The following is a 23,132-nucleotide window of genomic DNA, read 5'->3' on the forward strand; positions in this document are numbered from 1 at the left end:
ATAGTATGACGAGAGTCATTTTTTGTTCTAAATTAAATGAAAATGCTGAAGGCTTGGAATCCCCTCCATTTCCAGGTCCGTTAGGAGAGAAAATTTATAATCACGTTTCAAAACAAGCATGGCGGATGTGGCTGTCACATCAAACAATGCTTATTAATGAATACCGTTTAAGTTTAATTGATCCAAAAGCACGCGAATTCCTCAATGAGGAAATGAATAAATACTTTTTTGGTGAGGGCTCGGATAAACCTGCTGGCTTTACTCCTAAAGAATAGAGGACACACATTATGTTTCACGAAATGCTCGCTATTGGTGAAGAAGTGAAGGATGCCCTTAATAGGCATCTGCCAATTGTAGCCTTGGAGTCAACCATAATTTCTCACGGAATGCCTTATCCTGAAAATTTGGTCACAGCAAAAATGGTCGAGCAGCTCATTCGTGATAAAGGGGCAGTCCCTGCGACTATTGCCCTTCATCAAGGTAAAATTCATATAGGCATCAATCAAAAAGTTATGGAACATTTGGCGAAGGGAGAGAATATTATGAAAGCCTCCCGACGCGATCTTGCTTTTGCGCTTAGCGGTAAGCAATCAGCCAGCACAACTGTTGCCGCTACAATGTATTGTGCTTATTTAGCGGGGTTACCTTTATTTGTTACTGGCGGGATTGGGGGCGTTCATCATTGCGTTGAAGAAAGCTTTGATATTTCCGCTGACCTAATAGAATTGTCCTCTACCCCAGTCACCGTCGTATGCTCCGGAGCAAAGTCAATTCTTGATTTACCAAAAACGTTGGAGATGCTGGAAACTCATGGTGTTCCTGTAATAGGTTATCGTACAGATGAATTTCCCGCGTTTTTTAGCCACTCCAGTGGTATTCCACTTCTGCATCGTTTAGATGATACAGTTGAGATTGCTAATTTAATGTCTTGTCAGTACAAGTTGAAATTGAATAATGGTATTGTTATCGCTAATCCCATTCCAAAAGAGGCTGAAATTCCTGACGAACAAATTATGCCCATTATCAAACAGGCACAGGCGGAAGCAAACCGTGTTGAGGGTAAGGCAATTACTCCTTTTTTATTGCAACGCATTGCTGAACTGACAGCCGGACAAAGTTTGCAAGCCAATATTGAATTAATTAAAAATAACGCGCAGTTAGGTGCTGAAATTGCCATTGCTTTCCAGCAGATTCGTCAAAGCTCACCGACTCATATTGGAATCTACTCCGCGTCCTTACGCTGAAAAAATAGGCATTTAAAATTTCTGTTTCTCTCCTCTCTCTCTAAATCATCTTATTTGGAGTTTAAGTTCTTATCTTATTAAGAGATGTTTTTATAAACAACTTATTATACAAAATATTATAATAAATACCCATTTTGAATCATATTGGCTTGTAATTATTCACAAAAATGGTAACTTATAACTTCCTTTCATTTACTTGCAGGTGATAGTTATGCCTTTTTTTCCTATGAGGACACCAGAAGAGATTAAAAGATATTGCAAAGATCAACCTCTTGAGGAACTCATCAAGCTTAACCATCGATATGGAAATTTCTTTGAAAGAATTAGTGAGCAAGAGGATAAGAACAACGAAGCTATTGATACAATCAAGCTCAAAATAGATATCCTTCGAAAGGAACTCGAAAAAAAGGAACAGGAAGGGCAATCCGCCGAGAGTAACCATAGAAAACAATTTGAAGGCTTACCTGGAAATGGAGCCGAACGCTATTTAGCATTGTCTGCCCTTAGAAATTCCTCCATACAGGATAATGACTGCTCAGTTCTGGAAAAGCCGTTAAAAGAACTTATCGATGAGAAAAAGAAGCTCGAAGAATATAATGGATGGATAAAATATGAAATGCACAGTTGTGCGCAAGAATTAAAAATCATTAATAAAGTTATAGAAAATAAGAGACTTGTTCAAAATACAAAACCCATGGCTTATTCTAGCGAATAAAAACCCAGTCATTTTCTCTTTATGGATAGAATTCCTCTATCCATATGCATGATGCCAAAGTAAATAATTAGTTTGAAAAATCCGCTCACCAATAGTTCCGAGAATAGCCTTTCCTTCCCTCATCGATTTAATCTACTTTTTTAGGACCAATAAATTTTGTAAATAGAACAAAATTAAACCGTTAAGATAGGTAGTTATCCAGAGAAGCTATTTAGCATAAATTTTTTTAAAAAAAACAACAAAGGCTACTTGACTCAAAAGCGTTCTCAGAGTTTAATAGCAACCTCTTCGGCCAGATAGCTCAGTCGGTAGAGCAGAGGACTGAAAATCCTCGTGTCGGCAGTTCGATTCTGCCTCTGGCCACCATGTGAATCAATGGGTTACGCTTCCCTTCAAAGTTTTCTAAATTTCAATGTAGACATAATGTAGACAAAACAATAATTCAAATAGTTAAAATCTAAATAGGTTTAAGCGCTCCTGAATTAATTTGGTTATCAATCCATAGCTTTGCCTGTTGAATTATGTATTCTTGAGCCTCATCTTTTGATTTAAAAACTTTTCCATTGCAAGCAATGTATATTGCGCCCTTAGAAAACTCTAAGGGATGGAGTGGAGCAAATTTTATTCTTGAAATCAGATTTTTGAATGAATACCTACGCTTTGAATTTAATTTTTTAAAGCACAAAGAAATTAACTTATTCGTATTTTCAGGTGGGACAAATGGAACAAGTGGGACATCCTGATAAATACAATCTTAAAGCTGTCCCATCTTAAAAAATTGAAAGTGGGACAGGTGGGACAAATTAAAAAGTATTGTCATCCTCCCACATTTTTTCAGTAATAAGGTAACATCTAGGCATCCCTAATCCGCGAATTCTTGGTTTTTGGGAGTTTTTTCCATCCTTACCTGGCTCTAACCATCCTGCCTGACTTAAAACCTTTATCACTAATTTAGAATCAAACCCTTGGCAGATTTCATTTTTAAAAATCTCAGATAGAACTAAGTATTCACGATTATTATTTTCCCCTTGTCGATAAAAACCGGCGCGGTTCCGAATGCGTTCATTATTAGGAAATTGAATATCATCAAAGCGGCTTGCCCCGTATGCTTCAAAAAAAGCTCTAACCTGTGACAGGATTTTTCGATCTTCACGATTACCGTTATCGCCAAAGGAATCTAGCCAGACTTTAAAGCAAATTTGAGCTGATTTACTGGCCTCCCCTACTTTCCAAGCTGTCAAACCGTAATGGGTGGCCAATTCGCCGGCAATGCCTACCAAAGCAAAACGTCTTGCTACACGCAGGATTTGACCTGTCATATCGCTACGAGTGCATTTCGCTACAAAGGTTTGAATACTCTCATTTATTGCTTGAGGAAGTTGGTCTCGATCTTTCACGATAGCGTTAAGCCACTCAAGTCCTACAGCCCCATAGTACTTTGATGAAAAATCATTTAATGCCAACGCTAAGTTTGCCGAGCTCTTGTGCTCGTGTAATCGTTCAAAAATCCCAAGATTTGCACCTGCATCCGCCTCAATTTCAGCCAGGCGAATTTCCTGGCCAGCATTCGCTTTCTGCCCTACTCTAGCCATTAAGGCACTCAATGACTCTTCTCCAGCTGATAAAAAGAATAATCGCCAGCATGTCGAGGCGCGCACCATACCATTTTTTGAAGCTCTGGTTTTACCCTGGCCATTTGCCAATAAATAAGCTGCCTCTCCTGCTTCCTTTGGATCAATTTGGCTTAATTCATCAAGAATTAATAAGCCATCATTGTGTAGAGCAGCTAATCCTTCCAGCCCATTTGTTGTGGTTCGCCACAATCGCTTATAACTAGAATGATTACCCCATACCGATGCGGCGAGCTTAAAGCAGTAGTTTTGCCACAAGAGGAAGCGCCTTTGAAATGGAAACCTCCCGAATCCTCTCCGATTAAAGCGGCTAATGTAGGTGCAAAGGCACATGATATACCGAAGATTAAACGCGAATTTTCCGAAGAAAGGCGCCCAATGGTGCTTTGCCAATCCACAACTTCCCCAGAGACGGAAACTGCAGGCTCCAAAGCATGTGCATTTTGAAATACCACCTGCTCCTCTTGCTCACCAATGGATTCAGATGCTGTAACAAATACCTTATTGTGCCAACCCAAACGATCAACACAGCGCGCACGTTTCTCAATAGGAAAAACTTGTAAATAAGAGGCCAATAAATCTCTGGCGATACGATTTGGTGAAATTGCTAATCCTAACGAGGCCAATTCGCGGCGTACTTCGGATGCATCACCTTGCAATAAAGCAATGGGCATTGCCCATTGGTGCGTCACACCATCGTCATCCTGCCACTCTAAAAGCCTGCCCCACTCACCACTTTTAGAATCTCGGGTTTTAGCTAGGACATATAAGGGAGAACAAACCCACCGCGGAGGTAAAATGATACCATCCTTGTCTTTCCCATGAAAATAAATCCCTTTTGTAGAGATTTCGAAACGACCACTCGCGTACTCGCAGAAAACCAGCTCTTTATCTTGAGCACGTGGAAATGGTGTTACATTATTACTTAATGCATTATGATTGTTCATGAATGGCTCCAACAACGGCTTCAAGAAGGTTTCCTTAAACTAGAACCTTCTTGAATCAATCACTTTAAAGAATTTTTATTAATTGATCACACGACCTTCATCACTGGTTGAGCGATAAGTTTTTTGTTGTTGCAGAAAACTCAGAACATCACATTTGCGATACAACACCTTACGACCGATTTTAATGTAAGGCACACCTGTACCCGCCCAACGATTACGCTCCAACAATTGGGTAGAGCAGTTCAAAACAGCGGCTAAGGTGTGTTGATTAAAAAGTGCCGAATCTGGTGCGGAATCAAATTCGTTTAATAGGATTAAGCGGGATAGATGAATTTTAGACATAGAAACCTCGTCAAGTGATTATTCAATTCAGCTCATGCTGACCGTATGGTTGCATCCTGCATTTGAATATCAATTGACCTTCTTAAGGTTCCATTCGATAAGAAAGTCTTTGATATTTTACATTCAACCCTTCGCGGATTGATGTTCCATCAAAGTTTTTAAAACTCGGAAAGGAGTATTGATCTAAATTAAAATTCAAGTCAAGTAATGATAACTCAATAATAATTCATTGATTTTTAAAGGAATACCATGCACATTAAATCAACATATGTCCCACGTGCCCCACCCTAGATTTAATTCAGTGGGACGCATTTAATTGATTGTGGAAGCGATTGTCCCATTTGTCCCACCTGTCCCACTGATTTTATTTATTAATTAGGAAAAGAAACCGAGAATTATGGAGCTAATTTAAATATTATTAAGACCAGTTAAAACTATCTTGGAAATTTCGGGATAAGAAAATATAAAACTATGCTTTTAAACAAACAACATTGAGTAGTATTAAAGCCTCACTGAAGTGATTTGGTCACTTTGCTCTAATAAATTCTTACATCTTTTAATGACAATTTCTTGATAATTTTTTAAATAGTTTTCTTCTTTATCATTAATCAAAGTAAGGTCAATTCCTTCTTGTAAGGCAGCAGTTAGCTTGCCAATTAAATATTTTAAACGTTTAGCCACTAAAGATCGTGGCAACTGACATGTATCTGAAAAATCAGCTAGCTGATATGCATTAATCATATCCTCTTCAAATTCATCTCCCAATGCCATCGCCAAGTCATGCTCAAATTCTGGATACATTTTTATATTGACTAAATCATAAAATGGAGCCAGCGAAATACCGTTTGGTCCAACAAAGAAACTTATATTTTTACCGTGAGCGTCACAATTAAATATCAAAATGTTAAATAAAACCCAATCGAGTATTTGTTGTTTAGTTTTTGCGGGATTGACACTTTGATTTGCAAAATAAAATAGCTTAGGCAAACTTACACCATCTCTAATATGTGCAACATCTCTACTGTTTCCAAAATTTTGCTCATATTTATATTCAGGGGGTAAATTCAACGCCTGACAACCGTCTATTAAGTGGCGTCTTGCTACTTTATTAGTAGCAATCAATTTCCTATCAAAACGCTCTACCAATAAAGCAGGATTCTTACCAAAGCGTTTCATTTGGACATTTGCAACATTCAATGCACATCGTTTAGCGAGTTTCATACTAAGGTATTCATTTAAAACTAAAGAAGAAAGTTTTTGTGTTTCAAATTTAAGAATATGGGTAGAGCACAAGCTACCTTCTCCAAAGCCAAGCTGCCCTTTTTCATTCAACACTACATTAATTTTATCTTGTACCCCAGCAACTGAAAGACGAGGTTTTCCATCCCAAACCATTAAACTATAGGTATCTCGGTTATTTAAGCGATCCTCTAATTCATCATTCGTTATTAGTCGAAAATTAGCTTGCTCAGGAACAGCTTCATTCGATGGCAATATTACTAATGAGCCTGGCGTATCTAATCCTAAGGCTCGAATCAATCCATACGTATTGGACTTACTTAAATGAAAACTATTAGCCAGCACTTCCAAAGGATTTCCTTCGGGTAATAAATTTCGTAGAAATCGTTGTACATTTGATGGGGGAACTTCTTCATGCAAAGATAGATGTGGGGATAAAGCAAAACCTGACTTTTTCCAATCCTCATGATAGCTCAAATACAACTGATCTTCGGCCAAAGTTATATTAGCTATTTGATCTTTCTCCAGATAAACATCTAAGACCTGCTTATCCCCAACCATTTTCATCCTCGCCATTATCCACCCAAGGTTTTATGTAAAGCTTTATTCCCAAACCAGAACAAATTTGTAATACACTTGCCAATTGACAATTAGATTGTCCATGTTCAATTTTCATGAAGGTTTCTTTGGCTACACCACATAAAGCTGCTGCATCCTCTAATCGTATTTTACTTTGAGTACGGCGTGCTTTAATGACTTTCCCTAATAACTCTGCGTTTAACGGCTGTTCAAGATTAGGGGTCTTTAATTTTTTAATTTGCTTGGCCATATAATCCTACTAGAGTAGACTTAATATTAAATCTAGGTTAATTTTACCTATTAATCCCATTATAGTAGGATTAATTTCAGAAACACAAGAGAAACCTAATAAAATCCTAATATAGTAGGATTATAACAAAAGATATTTTTCCTCAAAAACTTCTGCTGCCTTAACCATCTGCCAGTTCAAATAATCCGAAATTTTTTGTATAGGTTTTCTTAATCGCTCTACATCGTGGATGATGTATCCAGCCGTCACATCATTGCTCAATTTATGATTTAAAAGACGTTTTAAAGCGTATGCAGGCAAGTCGAGACTCTCAGCGGTAGTAGCAAAAGTTCGCCTTAAATCATGAACAGTAAATGGCACACCCGATAATTCTGCAACTTTAAGCATAGCCTTTCTGGGCTCCATAATATGGCCAGTTTTACTAGGGGCAGGGAATACAAACTCACAAATTTTGCATTGTTTTCTTCGCCAGAACAATTCAAGCAGAAAATCAGACATAGGTAAGGTATGAATTTCTCGATTCTTTGTATCATGAACAGTAAATGTTTTGTCTTTGAAATCGACATCACTCCACTTTAAAGATGCTGCTTCCATTCTGCGTAAACCAGTAAATAAAATTAATAAAAAATAATCTTTCCACATCATGGCGTTGGGATAATCATTTTCCTCGCCTAAACGAGTTAAACCTTCGTACCAGGCTGCAAGTTGATGGCTTTTTATCACTGTGTTCTTTCTATCTACTCGAAACCAACTACGTGTATGAGATAGATATTCAACTGGATTTATTGCAATAACAGGTTGACCATTTTCTAATTGATATTCATGCACTGCAAAATTAAACACAGCACGCAAAACTCGCATGGCATAATTCGCACGGGCTTTGCTATTTGTCTGACCATATTGAGCATGACGCTTGGCTATCATCTCGCGAGTGATATTTATAAGGGCTCTATCCATCCAGTCAGGCATCACTTGCTTTAAGACGCTTTGATAATCCTTGAGCGTGAGAGACTTTAAGTCTTTACGCGCCTTAAGATAATCATCAAAGACTTCATTGAGCGTCATTGATTTAATTTTATTGGCTTTTTTCTCAGCAATCGGATTATCTCCTTTCGCGACTTGACCTAATAAATGCTTTGCTGCTTTACGTGCTTCTTCTGCTGTCAATTGCCCATATTTACCCAAAGTAATGCGCTTCACTTTGTTAAGGATACGTGTTTCCACAATAAAGCTTTTAACTCCATTGGCTGTGACTCTAAGAGCAAATCCTTTTAATTGGTCATCTCGATAAAAAACTTGATCTTTCCCTGGAACTGGATTGATTTTGTCAATGAATGATTTGGTCAGCTTCACTGCCTTATTACTTTCCATAAAACCCCTTTGAAAATAACTACCAAGAAATATATGTAGACGCCATGTAGACAGATTATTTAAAACAACATAAAAATAAATAAATCGTATTAATGGCTAATGTAATTGATTTTAAATAGAATTTAAAGGGTTTTAGGATGTAATAGGAGAGGTTAAAAGAGCATTATTTAGGACTGAAAATCCTCGTGTCGGCAGTTCGATTCTGCCTCTGGCCACCATGAGAATCAATACAGTGATTCCCACGATTCCAAAATTTAGGCTCTTACTTAAATCCGAGGGAATTTCATTTCATCCATAACACTCTACTCTTAACCTGTAATTTTCAAATTTCTAAAACCATAAACTCATTCGCTGAATGAACTTCATTTTTAATCCATAAGCCCATTTTTAAATCAATTTTATTTTTGGATGAATGCCCATACTCTAACCCTTCCCGCTATTAATATAATGTTTTTCAAGGATCTTTTTAGTACCCAAATGGATTTCTTTAATTGGCCTAAATATTCGACATTTGATCATTTTTGCCTTTTTGTGCTTTATTTTTAAGAACCGTTGATGATTAATAATACTGCGTTTTACTTTTTTCATGATGAAATAATGTTTTTTTATAAATTATCCTTGGATAGCCTGGGAAAGCTAAAAGCTGAAATTAGGGCTCATCGAACTGAAAATGAAAGCATAACATCCTCCCCCATCACTAGAATTTTGGTGCAATGCAATATACCAGAAAATGCTATAGAATAATTTAATGAATTATTTCAATGAGTTACATTCGTAACTGCTAACTTCCTCGAAAGCTATGCTCGTTGCCAATTTCTGATTCAGTAAAAAGATCGTTATTTTTGCTAACAGTATCGTGGGCAATCGTTGTGTAGAATGAGGTTGTTTTTGGATGCTGATGAGGGCGTGGACTTCTCAGCGCATTCCCGGCATGTTTTTGAATCACTTGCCATAAGCCATCAGCTTTACCTGGATCGTTAGCATAATCACCACCACGTTTGATAGCCTCATAGATTTCATAAACACGATGTGGTACGCGCTTCTCTTCACCATTATCAAGATTAAGCATCCGGCCACCTTTCCATAAGATATAGTCACCAACAATGAACTTATTCTTCTCAATTTGAGATTTGATTACATCTATTTTCTCTGCTGCACTTAAGGGTTTTGAATACTGAGGTTCTTTTAAGGCATTAAATTGATCAATATTTCCAGGTGAATTCGGCAGTTCAGGACTTCTTCTAATTAAATCTAACCGTTGTTTCATGTGATTAAAATCTGGCCTAATATCTGCTTTCGGCCGTTTCTCTTGAGCTGGTATCTCTGAGAAATGCATTTCTTTGATTTTAGCTTCAACATTATGACGATATAGTCTATTAATCGCCCCAGGATAATCAGTAATATTGGTTACATCATTCCATAGTGAATCAAGCGAATAAACGGTACCATTTGTCGCGCGAAATACGTTCCACGTGTGAGCGCCGTCGTGACCAAAATCCTGTCGATGATGAATGACTTCCCCCTTTAATAAATTATCTTGTACTAAACGGGATAAGAAATAAGCGTTTAACAAGGTATGATGTCGACAAACACCCTGCCCTTGCAAAATAAACTCACTAAGCGGAATTATCTGTTTACCCTGACGCAGATTTTGATTGATGAAGTGTTCAGGTTTATTATCCGGAAAACAGATTTTAGTGAGATCTTTTACTGCTTCTAAGATTGCTGCAGGATCAGTAGTATTGGGCAACTGCTTTTTTAATCTCTCATAAAGCTGTTTTAATACCTGATCTTCAGGATCAAGAAGAATCACCTCTCGAGATGAAGAGGAACCTACTGAGCATAGCTTTTTGTTAAAATCACGCGTATTTCTGGTTATCATGGGAATGAATTCCCTACCTAGCATTACGCCATAATTATTATCTTTTTTAATTAGTTGCGCATTATACTTAACTGCAAGCCGGGTTCGCCCATCATCAGCTAATGGCGCAGGCTTATGTGGGGTTATATGTCGTAATAGTGCATGTCGTAGCGCAGCCTCTTTAGGATCATCAACCACTTCTTTACGCATTTTGCGCGCAAGGCTACTATCAATATTAGCAAAATGGATTAATTTCTCGACCAATTCTTTACTATTAACTCGGGAAAATTTTAGTAATTTATCCTCTGGAACCACCTTAGGTATGACTTTCAAAAATCGATTGTCCTCTGCTAACAGATCCTCCGCTGCTTGTTTGTCTCGAATAGCTAGATCAAATAAAAGTGCACTAGTCGCTTCTATCGCTTCACGCGTATTGATTTTTTCGCGCTTTGCCAAAATTTGTCTAACTACTGAATTAGGAGTAGGTTCTCTATCACCCACCTCTTTACGCATTTTGTCTGCAATATTACTGTCAATACGAGCATAATCAATTAATTTATCAACCAATTCTTTACCGTTAATTCGAGCAAATTTAATTAATTGTTCCTCTGAAATTACTTGGGGAATAACTTTCAAAAATCGATTATCTTCTCTCAGCAATTCTTCCGCTGCTTCCTTGTCACGGATAGCCAAAGCAAATAAAACCTGGCTAACACGAGCTATCTCCCGCGGCTCAGTGTATTGTCTGCGCTTTTTTAGATAGTCTCTAACAATTTCAACGGGTTGAGGCATTAAACTGTCTTCACATAGAGAACATATTAATAATCATAGCAGGTAATAATTAACACTTGATTAATAGAAGCACCTTGTTTAACGGAAAAAATTGCCAGCTTGGACGGGCATCCATCTATCAAAATGTACTGTATTTAAGTCTATTGAGATTTATTTATTCAATGCATGAACGCGTATTTCTAAATTCAGTGCCAAATGGTTGCCCGCCTGTATTGCAGGCATGATAGATTTTTGGGTCCTGTGCAGAAGAGAAGTTTGATACGTAAATGATTCTATTCACGAAGAACGCCTTGTGTCTCAGACTCTTCGTTAAAAAATTTTACGAAAAAAGTCTTGCTTAACTTAGGGTTAGCTTTATTTATCCTGGTAAATTCTGCCGTAAATCCACATTTTTTATAAAACTCCGGCGCCTGGAAAGCACTGGTCACTAAATTAATATTATTAAATCCCTTCCCTTTAAAATGATTTTCCAGTGCCAATAAGAGTTGTCTACCATATCCTTTGCCACGGAAAGCACTGTCCACCCAAATATCATCAACATAAATTTCTGCGAATGCTGTATAGGCCTTAAGGACACCCACAATCTTCTCTTTTTCATTGGATATAGTCACTGCAAACCGTCGATAATTGACATCTATACCAAGACTACTTTCATAAGCAATAAGATCATCACTCATTCGCTTTTCAGTAAGTTTATCTATTTCTTCAATAAATCTGACTTGATGGTCTTTTTTGATATCCACAGTGTTTTTCCTAAGTATGAATAAATTAGCATTACTTTTTGCATTCAAAAATAATACTCTCATCGGTTTCATCTGGTGATGCTTCTCTGTCAAACGCTTTAATCAAACGCACCTGGCTAAAGCCAGCTTCAGTCAGCAGATTTATTAAGAAATTAGGTTCATGATAAATGCGGATTTTGTATTCCTCAATTTCTGTTTGAATAACTTCATTCCCATCAACCAATTCATATTTGCCAATTGAACAACAGATTTCCCCATCAAGCATGGCTAATTGGCTAAGTAAAATAATTTTGCCATCCGGTCTTTGCCATCTGGAACCACGCCAAATACCTAATTCATCGGGAACGGCATTTAATGTTTCCGCTTCAAATACAAAAAATCCACTTTCATCAAGATGCTCGTAAATAATTTTCAATGCCTTTTTGATATCTGACAACTCAGTAATTAATCCAAATGAGCCACTTGGAATAAAAATTAATTTATATTTTTTAGGCTGATTAAAGTCTTCAATGAAGCCATGCCAGGTATGAGGGTTCAGATTTTTTGCTTCTGCCTTAACTTTTAACGCTTCCAGCATAGAAATGCTCGCGTCAAAACCCTCAATATTAAATCCGTCAGCAACCATTGGAAGAAGATATCCTCCTGAACCACACATCGGTTCTAATATTGAACCATTGGTCTGTTTCGCATAACTTAAATAAAAATCATAGGCATCTTGTGGCGGATTTGGTTTGCTTAAGTCATAAACCTGGGTGCATAAATTTAAATAAGTATTTATATTTTTTCTCATAAAACGATTTTCATCACCGTGACAGGATGACCTCTAAATTGATCCATAGCTATTTTTTGCCATCCCAATTTTTTATAATAATCTGGAATAGTCAGATCAAAGGCATATAAAAATAATTTTTCAAAACTTAATTGTTTTGCTCTTTGTTTGGTGGCCTCAATCAGCTGCCTCCCAATACCCTTTTTTTGATAATCAGAATCAACCACCAGAGAACCTAGCCAGGGCATTAAGTCAGGTCGAATGCCATCATTTTCCCTTAAACTACACATGCCAACGGGTTGTTCATTGCAGAATGCAACAAAAGTTAAGGGTAATGTGTCGTCGTTCAAATGAGTAAGAAATCGCTGTTTGACATACTCGATAGAAATATCCGGCGCCCAAATACTCCCTAAAACCTGGTGCCAAATTTGCGCCAGTGGTTCAATTGCGCAAGGATGGTTTTTAAGAAAATCAATTTTTATCATTTTCTCAACTCACCTTAAAAAATTTTATTATTCTTACCTTAGCATTTCTCTCCATCCCAACTAATACCCCTTCCAATAGAACTTGGTTTACAAATGGCAGTATCACCGCATACATTTGATTTTCGGACAACTGAATGCAACTTGTTCGACAGATTAAAATATCGAGTAAACCTTCCTGGTGTAATTTTAAGTGCATTAATTTCTTTCGCTTTAATTTCAGAAACCCTAGTTTTAGCGAGCATGCGTGATGGTTTTGATAATTTTAAATTTTATCAGGTAAAAAACTCGTATATTAACGAATATCACAAAAATATGTCGCACTAATGCTAACTTATCAGATAATCCAATGCAATTTCATAATCAATATCCTTATTGGACTACAAAACAAGACGAGTTACCAAAAACAAACGTATTTATTTGTTCACAAAATAAAATAAATGTATAATTTTTACATCAACCACTGCTTGTAGACACATAATGCCAAGAACATTACTCAATGAAGAACAAATCCATTCAAATTTGCAAGGGGCAGATTTTAAAAAGCGACGCGCTGTTTTAAAGGATACTGTAGAAAAACTCGACAGTGACGCAAAACGTCAAAACTATTTTCAAAAAGCGCAAGCAAACCATCAGCGCTGGAAATCAAATGCTTCAGCATCAACAACAAATCGCGTTCGCGTTATACAAGGTGACTGGGGTGAAGTTACGCAGGAACTCTCTAAAGAGGAAGGAAAAATTTATGCTGTGTTAAACATGGCAAATGCGTTTAGTCCTGGTGGTGGTTATCTGGAGGGGATGGTAGCCCAAGAAGAAAATATGTATCGACGCACCGATTGTCATTTTCATGTCACAGATGATGAAATGAATCCTGAGAAAAATAGATACACTCAAGAAATGACAGACTTCATCAATGGCAAAAATGACAGAGTTTATTTAGACACCGATAAACCAAGAGTGTGTATTAAAGGTCAAGAAACTAAAGACGAATCCAGTTACCGTGATTTAGACGATAATGATTACTTTTTATTTTATGAATTAAAATCAGCTGCAGATGATTTGCGTGGTGGCCATCCCTTTAATGAATCTAGCATGCGTAAAAAAATTGCAGCTCAACTAGAAACATTACATGAAAAAGGAATTCGAGATGTGGTCTTGAGTGCTTTTGGTTGTGGAGCATTTAAGAATCCTCCTCAAAACGTAGCAAGGCTTTTTCGCGAAGAGCTAGAGAAACGTCCTGATTATTTTGATAATGTTGTATTTGCTATTTTTTCAGCCGGGTATGGAAACGACAACTACACACCTTTTGCAAAAGAGCTTCATGATTTGCCTTTAACTAAGGTTGGACAGGGAAAAAATCTCGAGTTGCTGAGTGATTTACTTGAGAATCTTTCAACTAATATAACTGCCGAAAGTTGGGATAAAAAAGGTTATTGCTTACCTTTCTTTGACTTTAGGAAGACACCCAAAGGAATTGAAGATATGAGAGTTGTTTTTAACGAAAAACTTGATCCTGTCTCTACTCTGAATAAATTGAAATCCATTGCTGATTATCGTCTTGCTCACCCACCCTTATTCACAAAACGTGATGAAGAAGTCAGAAACTTATATACCCGTATTTTAAGCATCGACATTAATACACTGGATGACCTGGTGGTTGATTCATTTAAGCTTGCAACTACGCAAACAGGTTTGGTGAACGCTTGAGTTCCAAGGCAAACCCAGCTAATGACTATCTATACTTGCGATTTGCCCGTCTGCGCGGGCATCAATTTTTTTGGTTTATAGCAAGCCGAAGGTTTTGCTATTAAGCCCAACGTACCTTCACAACCTATTGTATATATGTAATGTCATTCCAGTGCAGGCGGGATCTATCTATCCTATTAATTCCTTACTGCGTGAGATGAATTCCCGTCTACGCGTGAATAACGTGAATTTAGAGCGATATGTATCATTAATATTGGTTGTTAAAACGCTTTTGTTAAAATAATGGTTCTTCAAGTTTTGCAGACTCATGCTTGCGCTAGCATATCAAATCAGCCCGCAGAGCTAACAACCTTTTTAAGGCCCTTAGATATTCTCCAAAATTAACTGCTTCACTGGAATTAGTTTGATAAAAAATATCCAGATCTATTTGCGCTAAATGCTTCTCAACCTGCTCCTTAATTAATTCTCTGGTTGCAGGTATTTTTTCTTTATAGAGGGCAATTAATCCTTGTTCTATTGACTGAACATCAATTGCAACATTTTGTGCAGTTCGATGAGCATCGTTGACGTTTATTCCACGATAAATATGACTTAACGTTGCCTGAATGAGAGTTAATTGCGTGAAATTTCTTTTTGCCTCATCTAATGTCACCTTCTTTTTAGGATTTAATCGATATTCATCAAGTGACTCCATTAAACTTCGCGTCAGCCAAAATAAATGAATTAAGTCATATAAACTGCCTTCACCGGCAAATAAAACTTCCATATTCACAACAAGATAACTGTAAATTTTTTTTATATTTTTCCTCAAAAGAGTCAGTGGGTGTGCACGCCACAATATATTGCCAACAATAAAACTGGCAACGATCCCAATAATAATACCGCCAAAGCGTTCCAAAGGAGGTCCTAAGGCCATCGGCGGTCCCCCTTCCTGAGCCAGGCAAATGACTAAAGCGATATTCGCCTGTAAACCAATATAAGCATATTTTGTGTATTTGAAAGAAAAATAGCTAAAAGCCCAAACCGAGAAAAATAAGATTAAAATAAATGCATATAAATTGAGTATAAAAAAAGCGAGGGGAAACAATGCTATTCCCCCGCCCAGAAAGCAACCCAGCATACGATGTATGCTGACATTTTTCATCTCAAATAAGTCTTTCCTAATTGAAATAACGATACTGCTGATAATACCATTCAAGCCTCCTGGCCAATTGCTAATCAGCCAAAAGACAAGAGCAAGAATTGCAGAGAGTCCAGCTTTAATGCTGTGCTTGATAATATCGGGATCACTACTTAACTGTTGTTGCTTGTTAATTAATTTATTTCCTGGTGCTTTAGAACGCTGATGCAAAATCAACGTCTCTTCCAGGCTAGTGATGATCGTATGAATTCGACTTAATAGAGAGCGAATATCAAAATAAGATCTTCTTTGTTCAAAAGAGATATCTTTTATATTATCTATTGTTGCGTAAAATCTTTCTATTGCCAATTTTGCTTGCAGCGATTGCGATGAAGATTTACCGGTTAGAAATACATCTTTTAAGACAGTTAAATCTCCTTGAATCGCAGCAAAGACCAGATTGATTTCTGTCTCAAATGCCAATACCTCATCTTGCGCCTCATAAGACGTCTCAAAATAAGTAACGGCCCGACTTAATTCAAAGAACAAATCGAGTAACACACGAAACTCATCCACTTTCTCTCTTGTTACTCCTAACTCACGCCGCATAACTCCTATCATGCCAATGGATTTTTTTAATTTTTCCTTTAGAGCTAAATTACTGTTCGATATTTCCACCCATGTAGGGTTTCCTGTTAACAAAGCTTGTCTTACTTGTTCAAGAAGTTTACTTAAGGAATCGAAGATAACGGCAACATTTTTCCTGACATTTTCATGAATATTGTTAGGAAAAAGACATAAAGCCGCCGCGGCTGAAACAATAACACCAAGACCAATTTCAATGGGTCGCCAAACAGCCACATAAAATACTTGATCCGCATTAATTGCTAATTGGGCAATAACAATAAACGCTCCCAAAGCCCCCAAAAGAAAAGCATAGGCATAAGAACTAAAATTGTAATAATAAACAGCAACAGAAATTAGTAGTAAATTAATAAGAAGATAGAGAAAAAGACTATTAGCAATCATACTTGCTAAAATGACACCAACCCATACACCAATAACTGTACCAATAATTCGCAATATTGCTTTATCAATAATGCTACCTACATACAGGTTAGCAACAATAACCACTGTCATTCCTGACCAGTAAGGTTTATCTAAATGAAGAGCAAAAGCAAGAAGTACCGCAGTAACGGCGGCAATAGCAGTCCGTAATGCGGCGCGATTTTCGATAGTATTGGATGTAATTGCTGTAAAAATTCTCAATCCCTCGTAGGATAAGTTATTGTAGTAGCGCTTGCACCGATTCTTAAAGGATACTCTGGAGTAACTTCATCAAAGTAAATACGGACAGGGAAACGTTGCGCGATTTTAATCCAATCCTCGGTTGCTTCAAGATAAGCCAGCGTTGAGGGAGCAACTGCCCCGGACTGGACGCGATTAATTCCCCAACCGATACTATTTACATGTCCATAAAAGACTTTTCCAGGATACATATCAAGTTTAATTTTTACTTTATCACCTGGTTTGATTAAGCGAATAGCCGTTTCACGATAACGTGTAACAACCCACCACTGTTTCGTTTCCACTAGAGCAAATAAACCATCACCAATTCTAATATATTGTCCCCGGCGTAAATTAAAATTGGTAATGTAGCCATCTGCAGGGGCAAAAACCGTTGTGTTTTCATACATATAGCGGGCTTTGTTATATTTCGCCTGCGCGGCCAGAATTTCGTTATTATCGAAGTTTTTTTCTGCAATCCTTAGCTCTTCCGTTGCAGCCAAAACCTGTGCTTCTTGTTCCTTTATTTTAGATTCAATGTTAATGACTTGAATTTCAGGCAAAGCCCCTTCGCTTAGCAATTTTTGATATCGTCGATAGTGATCCTGACTGAGGGCAATCATCGATTTATTTTGTTCTAATTTTTCTTTGGCAACTGAGATAGCAAGCTTATCGTTCTCATAATTAAGTTTGGCTATATTAAGTTCTGCCAAAGCTTTATCCATGGCGTATTTATAAGGTCGAGGATCTATCTCAATCAGCTTCTGTCCCTTTTTCACATTCTGATTTTCAACAACATAAAGTTTTGTGATAGGTCCCTCAACAATAGATGCCATATTAACTATATTTGCAGAAACGTAAGCATCGTCCGACCAAGTAAAATAATAGGCAAAATAACGATAGCCAGCGTATGCAAAAATAATAATTGCTATCGTAATAACATGCGGCCAATATTGAAACGCGGCTAGACGTTCTCGAATCATTTACAACGGTCCTAGGCTAAAGGCTTTTATATCAACTATAGCTAATCTATTAGCTAAGGGCTATCTTATTGTTAATTAAGACATTGATGCTTCATTAGCTTAAACTTATAAACTTGGTTCATAGAGTCTATCTTGTATTTAAGATAATGAAAAAGCATTAAAAAATTTGCAAGGCCATACTATACTGGTAATAAAATTTAAGGAGAGAATGATGGATTATACCCGTAAGGTAGATGAAAAAGGACAAGACTATCTTGAGGTTAATGTAAAGGATTATGCACTTATTTCCAATGCGATTCTCAACAAAGGAACCAGTTTCACCAATAAAGAAAGAGAAGAATTTGGGTTGTTTGGCCTCTTACCTCCCGAAGAAAGCAATATTGTCGAACAGCGAAATCGCTCTTACGCCGCCTTTAAAAGTAAAACGACTGATTTGGAAAAATACATTTATTTACGCGATCTTCAGGATTCAAATGAAACCTTGTATTACAGTTTGCTCTGTGAGCATATCACCGAAATTATGCCCATTGTATATACACCGGTAGTGGGAGATGCATGTATAAATTTTAGTCACATCTACCGTCGTCCTCGTGGTGTTTTTATTGCCTACCCTTATCGTGACCGCATTGATAAAATTTTGGAAAATCGCCGCTTCGATAAAGTGAAAGCCATCGTCGTTTCAGATGGTGAACGCATTTTGGGTTTAGGAGACCAAGGTGCTGGGGGAATGGGTATTCCTATTGGTAAACTCGCTCTCTATTGTGCCTGTTCGGGTATTCATCCTTCCGCAACACTTCCTATTTTACTTGATACTGGAACAAATAATGATGAACTACGCAAAGATCCTCTCTACGTCGGTTGGCGTCATGAGCGCATTCGCGGACAGGATTATGATGATTTTATTGAAGCATTTATTCAGGCGTTAAAAAAACGTTTTCCTCACGTGTTATTGCAATGGGAAGATTTTGCGCTACAAAATGCGACTCGCCTTTTGGATCGATATCGCAACCAATTATGTACATTTAACGATGATGTTCAAGGTACTGCTGCCATAGCCACAGGCACACTTTTGTCTGCTGTTCAAGTGACTGGTATTCATCTCAAAGAACAACGCATTGTTATTGTGGGCGCAGGTTCAGCCGGCTGCGGTATTGCTGAGCTTATTGTGCATGCGATGGTTGATGATGGTCTTTCCGAAAAAGAGGCACGCGATAATATCTATATGGTTGACAGGAATGGCTTACTCGTCGAAGGGATGGACGGTTTATTACCTTTTCAGCAAAAATTATTAAAATCAAAACAGATAGTAGCCAACTGGCAGTGTGAACATGAAGGCATTATTAGTCTTAAAGACGTTATTAAAAATCTTCACCCTAATGCCTTAGTCGGCGTATCTGGGCAAGCAGGTTTATTTACTGAAGACCTTGTACGCGAAATGGCAGCGCATGTAAAACAACCGATTATTATGCCCTTATCCAATCCAATTACTCACAGCGAGGCTGTTCCTACTGATCTCATGCTATGGACGAATAATCGAGCGGTTATTGGAACTGGCAGTCCTTTTGGAACAATTGTAAAAGATGGGCAAATGTTTCGCGTAGACCAAACTAATAACGTTTATATCTTTCCTGGAATGGGATTAGGTCTCATCTCCATTAAAGCAAAAAACGTGAGCGATAAAATGTTTATGGCTGCAGCAAAAGCGCTCGCCGCCTGTTCACCTGCCAAGCACAATCCCAAAGGAAATCTGCTCCCGCCGTTAACTGAGGTACGTGAAGTTTCCTATCAGGTCGCTTTTGCTGTGGCAAAAGAAGCAGTGAATTCAAATTTAGCCGAATACCTCACAGATGAAGATATAGAAAAACGCATTCGTCAACACATCTGGACACCTGAGTATGTGCCTTATCAATATAAGGCCAGAACATTGTAAAAATTTGCTACCTCGACAAATTGATGATGTAATAGGCAAAATGTTAAAAGTGCCTCAATTTGTCGAGTATCATGAATCTTAAAATTAAGCTCAGTTTATCATTATTAATTATCGGTATAGTCAATACTGCTTTGGCGCTTACCGTTAATCAATGGCAGTTATCACCTCAAGGCTTTGGTCCTATTAAAATTGGTATGACGCTGGATGAAGCAGCAAAAATTCAAGGCGTTCAATTCTCTGGTAACAAGCCTGATGTCTATGAAGATGAAAGCTGTTATTCAGAAACCATAAAAGGCATTAAACAGGTCTCTTTCATGGTTTCTGATGGTAAGATTGTACGTATTTCTGTGAGCTCCCCAACCATTCAGACCTCAAAAGGTATTCACGTCGGCGATTCAGAAGAGAAAGTTCAATCCTTATATGGTTCTCAATTAAAAATTGAACCTCATCGCTATGAAGAAAAAGGACACTACCTTACCTTTGTCGAAAATCCAAAGAAATTGGCTATTCGTTTTGAAAGTAATGGCAAACAAATTACGCGAATATATGCTGGCCGGGATCCCGAAGTTTATTATGTTGAAGATTGCCTTTAATTAGCATTCTGACGAAGGAAATTTATTAAATAACCGCCTAAATTAATAAGCTAATTGCACATTTTAAGCCGTAGCTCCTTTCCTAAGCAGATTGGCATCCATGCTGCCCTTACGCATTTCCAATCATCCACAAACTCGGTTATCCCCCTTCCCGCATTATGTTCATGCCCAGGGAATGCTGCGGTTATTTTTATCGTAGCGTGTACCGTGTCTATCGTAGCCATTAATTGATCTATATGATTAAACCCTGCTACTTATAACTGAGCTCGCGCGCCAAAATTCAAAATATCTTGACTCATCGGAACCGTTACTTCTTGACATTGATCCTCTTTGGGCAATTGATAGCCGTTCGGTAAGTTTTCCTTTTGGAAAACAAGTACTTGCTTGCGATGCCCACCCGCTTCACCGATAGGACTTTGACTACGTTTAAAGAAGCGTACTGTTGGGAGTGGTGTACCCTCATTGAGACTTTCTAATTGATAACGGAAATCTTGGTTTAAAAGTGCCAATCGAGACATCAACGTTTGGGCGTATTCTCTCAAATCGTTTGTTAATTCGATTCCCTCATTGAGTTCTAACCAAATTTCTAATTTTTCAGCACCTAAATGATCTTGATAACTATAGAATGCTTTTTTAAGGATTTTATTCTCGGTATCCGTGTCCGTAATGGCGCGCTCTAGTTCCGTAAATGCCAAATTAGCGCCATTATAAACCACCGTTGAGTCACGTCCCCAAACAAACATTAAGGGTAAGTTTGTTTTGGGTTTATAAAAAATTCCATATTTTGCTAATAATGCTTGGACATCACTTGAAGCGTAAACTCGCCCCTTATCCCCTAAATTATAGCGGATACGAGGCGAGGAGCGATCTTCTCTGGTGGTTGTAAAAACCAAGGAATTTCTTTCTTCATCTTTCTCATCCTTGCCATCTAAACATTCAACATGGCAGTTCATCGGATCGTAATGGAAAACCATAGGCAATCCTTTATTTGCACCATAAAACTCCCGTGCAAGGCCAGGATTTTGCTCAATTGCTTTACGCACAAAAATCTCATCCTCTGCTTCCACACCAAGATTTATATCTAAATCAGATGCGCCATAGGAAGAGTAAATGCTGCTAAAGCCATCTTCTACTAAACGGTCCCTCATTGCCTCGGAAATCGCCTGCCCCCCGACGATCCCAACAATTGAAAAATCTTTTAAATCATGGCCTTTCTCTTTAATGTACGTTGCCAAATCTAATAGAAAAGGAGGATAACCAGCAATAATGGTTTGCTTTTTCTCTGTATTTAACGTTTGAACTATGCTTGAGATTTGGGTTTTATGTTTTAGAATAAACGAATGTACTTGCTGGGGAAGAAGCTCCATTTGTTTATTTAAAGCACTGGCTACGGTCAATTCTCTATCTGCCAACAATGCTTTAAGGGTATTGTTAATGCAATCGCTGATAAGTTGCTTATTAGCCGGAAGAATGCGTGGGTTTTGTGACAATAATTTATCTACAGCCAAATTAAGCTGATGCTCTTCATACTTCGCGATACGTAATATTTCATCAAGAATTTTTTCCTTATCGGGCCCTGTTGCAAAGACACTTCCCGTGTTTCTCATTAATTCATAAGTAGTTAAACCCGTTGCCCAAGGGCCAAGAGCGAATGCATTAATATAGCTTAACTGCCGATTACCGAATTGGATTTTTGCAGCTAACTGCAAAGATTTTTTGACAATCTCTAATTCCCAATCTCCACGCACCCAAGCTGTCGGTTTACCAGTAGTTCCTGTTGATGTGTCTGTTTTTGCATAAGCTGGATATTTTCCATAAAAATGAGTGTCGGAATCAAATTGTTGATATTTAATATAATTTTCTTTAGTTGTTAAGGGGATATCCTGGAATGTGGTCGTGGAAACAGGTATGCCATTAAAGCGAATAATATGCTGTTTATAAGCAGGGACATCCTTATAAGCATCATGAAAACGTTTTTTTGCTAAAACCTCACCTGCTTCAAAAATATCTTTCTCTTTTCTAACAAAAAGAAAGCGTATTTTAATACGGTTTAAACCACCAATTGTTTTTTGGTACAACCAACCAAGAAATGAGCCTTTTAAATAGTCTATAAAGGCATTTGTCCAATGGCTAATTAACCTTCGGTTATGCTGTCCTGCATGACGTAAACGTTCTCCGGCTATACTCTGTTTCTGCTTATCTTCCTGATTAGAATTATTTAAATCAGAAGTTAATAATCCTTGATTAAGCTTTTGTATGAGGATGTCATCACTATCATTTGTACTTGCATTCTCTCCCAGATATTTAATTAAGCTATTGCGATTAAGACTAAACTCACGATTCTCATGTTGCCCCTTTTCATTAATTAAAGTCGCTCTGATTTTAATCGTTCTATAAAATAATGAGCCTAACCCACTATGTAAACTAACTCCATTTTTTCCCAATTCATTACGTGGATTTGTAAGACCTTGTTTAAATAAAAGGCGCTCTCCATATTCAGGATGATTAAAAATTATAACCGGCGAGTTAACTTGATAAACAGGCATC

The 23,132-nt window shown here is 37.6% G+C and carries 16 protein-coding genes, 2 tRNA genes and 2 pseudogenes; 8 read left to right on the forward strand and 12 right to left on the reverse strand.

Annotation, left to right across the window (positions count from 1 at the left end):
• Positions 1 to 5: 5 nt before the first annotated feature.
• From PXX05_RS08715 to PXX05_RS08730, 4 genes are all read left to right on the forward strand, one after another.
• A complete protein-coding gene (locus tag PXX05_RS08715; protein WP_275087840.1) occupies positions 6 to 275 on the forward strand; it encodes an oxidative damage protection protein in 270 nt (89 codons plus the stop codon).
• Positions 276 to 287: 12 nt separating this feature from the next.
• The gene (locus PXX05_RS08720; RefSeq protein WP_275087841.1) at positions 288 to 1,244 is read left to right on the forward strand and encodes a pseudouridine-5'-phosphate glycosidase; all 957 of its coding nucleotides are present in this window, start codon (positions 288 to 290) and stop codon (positions 1,242 to 1,244) included.
• 211 nt (positions 1,245 to 1,455) lie between these two features.
• Entirely contained in the window at positions 1,456 to 1,959 is a 504-nt protein-coding gene (locus tag PXX05_RS08725; protein WP_275087842.1) for a hypothetical protein, read from the forward strand.
• A 290-nt stretch (positions 1,960 to 2,249) separates the two neighbouring features.
• A tRNA-Phe gene (locus PXX05_RS08730) sits at positions 2,250 to 2,325 on the forward strand.
• Between the two features lie 437 nt (positions 2,326 to 2,762).
• Here PXX05_RS08730 and PXX05_RS08735 read toward each other — a convergent pair.
• From PXX05_RS08735 to PXX05_RS08755, 5 genes and pseudogenes are all read right to left on the reverse strand, one after another.
• Positions 2,763 to 4,537 (reverse strand): annotated as a pseudogene (locus PXX05_RS08735) (DUF927 domain-containing protein).
• A gap of 78 nt (positions 4,538 to 4,615) precedes the next feature.
• Positions 4,616 to 4,879, reverse strand: coding sequence for a DNA-binding protein (locus PXX05_RS08740; RefSeq protein WP_275087843.1), 264 nt, complete (start codon positions 4,877 to 4,879; stop codon positions 4,616 to 4,618).
• A 501-nt stretch (positions 4,880 to 5,380) separates the two neighbouring features.
• On the reverse strand, positions 5,381 to 6,679 hold the full coding sequence (locus PXX05_RS08745) for a HipA domain-containing protein (RefSeq protein WP_275087844.1): 1,299 nt from the start codon (positions 6,677 to 6,679) through the stop codon (positions 5,381 to 5,383).
• Positions 6,666 to 6,947, reverse strand: coding sequence for a helix-turn-helix domain-containing protein (locus PXX05_RS08750; RefSeq protein WP_275087845.1), 282 nt, complete (start codon positions 6,945 to 6,947; stop codon positions 6,666 to 6,668). The genes PXX05_RS08745 and PXX05_RS08750 overlap by 14 nt, the downstream gene beginning before the upstream one ends.
• A gap of 120 nt (positions 6,948 to 7,067) precedes the next feature.
• Positions 7,068 to 8,318, reverse strand: a complete 1,251-nt coding sequence (locus PXX05_RS08755) for a tyrosine-type recombinase/integrase (protein ID WP_275087846.1) — start codon at positions 8,316 to 8,318, stop codon at positions 7,068 to 7,070.
• A gap of 139 nt (positions 8,319 to 8,457) precedes the next feature.
• Here PXX05_RS08755 and PXX05_RS08760 point away from each other — a divergent pair.
• Positions 8,458 to 8,536: transfer RNA gene (locus PXX05_RS08760), tRNA-Phe, on the forward strand.
• Positions 8,537 to 9,099: 563 nt separating this feature from the next.
• On the opposite strand, the gene PXX05_RS08765 is transcribed toward PXX05_RS08760, so the two are convergent.
• From PXX05_RS08765 to PXX05_RS08780, 4 genes and pseudogenes are all read right to left on the reverse strand, one after another.
• Positions 9,100 to 10,971 (reverse strand): hypothetical protein, encoded by a 1,872-nt coding sequence (locus PXX05_RS08765; RefSeq protein WP_275087847.1) that lies wholly within the window; start codon positions 10,969 to 10,971, stop codon positions 9,100 to 9,102.
• Between the two features lie 272 nt (positions 10,972 to 11,243).
• Positions 11,244 to 11,666 (reverse strand): annotated as a pseudogene (locus tag PXX05_RS08770) (GNAT family N-acetyltransferase); the annotation flags it as partial.
• A gap of 79 nt (positions 11,667 to 11,745) precedes the next feature.
• Entirely contained in the window at positions 11,746 to 12,504 is a 759-nt protein-coding gene (locus PXX05_RS08775; protein ID WP_275087849.1) for a methyltransferase domain-containing protein, read from the reverse strand.
• Positions 12,501 to 12,968 carry a GNAT family N-acetyltransferase gene (locus PXX05_RS08780; protein ID WP_275087850.1) on the reverse strand — a complete coding sequence of 156 codons (468 nt, stop codon included), beginning with the start codon at positions 12,966 to 12,968 and terminating at the stop codon, positions 12,501 to 12,503. The genes PXX05_RS08775 and PXX05_RS08780 overlap by 4 nt, the downstream gene beginning before the upstream one ends.
• 477 nt (positions 12,969 to 13,445) lie before the next feature.
• Between PXX05_RS08780 and PXX05_RS08785 the strand changes: the two genes are divergently transcribed.
• Positions 13,446 to 14,672 carry a poly(ADP-ribose) glycohydrolase domain-containing protein gene (locus PXX05_RS08785; protein WP_275087851.1) on the forward strand — a complete coding sequence of 409 codons (1,227 nt, stop codon included), beginning with the start codon at positions 13,446 to 13,448 and terminating at the stop codon, positions 14,670 to 14,672.
• Positions 14,673 to 14,988: 316 nt separating this feature from the next.
• Here the strand turns inward: PXX05_RS08785 and PXX05_RS08790 are convergent, their stop codons facing one another.
• Together PXX05_RS08790 and PXX05_RS08795 are read right to left on the reverse strand one after the other, a co-directional pair.
• On the reverse strand, positions 14,989 to 17,061 hold the full coding sequence (locus PXX05_RS08790; RefSeq protein ID WP_275087852.1) for an FUSC family protein: 2,073 nt from the start codon (positions 17,059 to 17,061) through the stop codon (positions 14,989 to 14,991).
• Complete coding sequence (locus tag PXX05_RS08795) at positions 17,058 to 18,062, reverse strand: HlyD family secretion protein (protein WP_275087853.1); 1,005 nt, start codon at positions 18,060 to 18,062, stop codon at positions 17,058 to 17,060. Before PXX05_RS08795 ends, PXX05_RS08790 begins: the two co-directional genes overlap by 4 nt.
• Positions 18,063 to 18,270: 208 nt before the next feature.
• On the opposite strand from PXX05_RS08795, the gene PXX05_RS08800 reads away from it, so the two are divergent.
• Both PXX05_RS08800 and PXX05_RS08805 read left to right on the forward strand, forming a co-directional pair.
• The gene (locus PXX05_RS08800; protein ID WP_275087854.1) at positions 18,271 to 19,992 is read left to right on the forward strand and encodes an NAD-dependent malic enzyme; all 1,722 of its coding nucleotides are present in this window, start codon (positions 18,271 to 18,273) and stop codon (positions 19,990 to 19,992) included.
• Between the two features lie 71 nt (positions 19,993 to 20,063).
• A complete protein-coding gene (locus PXX05_RS08805; RefSeq protein WP_275087855.1) occupies positions 20,064 to 20,585 on the forward strand; it encodes a hypothetical protein in 522 nt (173 codons plus the stop codon).
• A 254-nt stretch (positions 20,586 to 20,839) separates the two neighbouring features.
• On the opposite strand, the gene PXX05_RS08810 is transcribed toward PXX05_RS08805, so the two are convergent.
• Complete coding sequence (locus tag PXX05_RS08810) at positions 20,840 to 23,131, reverse strand: phenylacetate--CoA ligase family protein (protein WP_275087856.1); 2,292 nt, start codon at positions 23,129 to 23,131, stop codon at positions 20,840 to 20,842.
• Position 23,132 lies beyond the last annotated feature (1 nt).

It is taken from the genome of Legionella cardiaca (assembly GCF_029026145.1).
GTDB lineage: Bacteria > Pseudomonadota > Gammaproteobacteria > Legionellales > Legionellaceae > Tatlockia > Tatlockia cardiaca.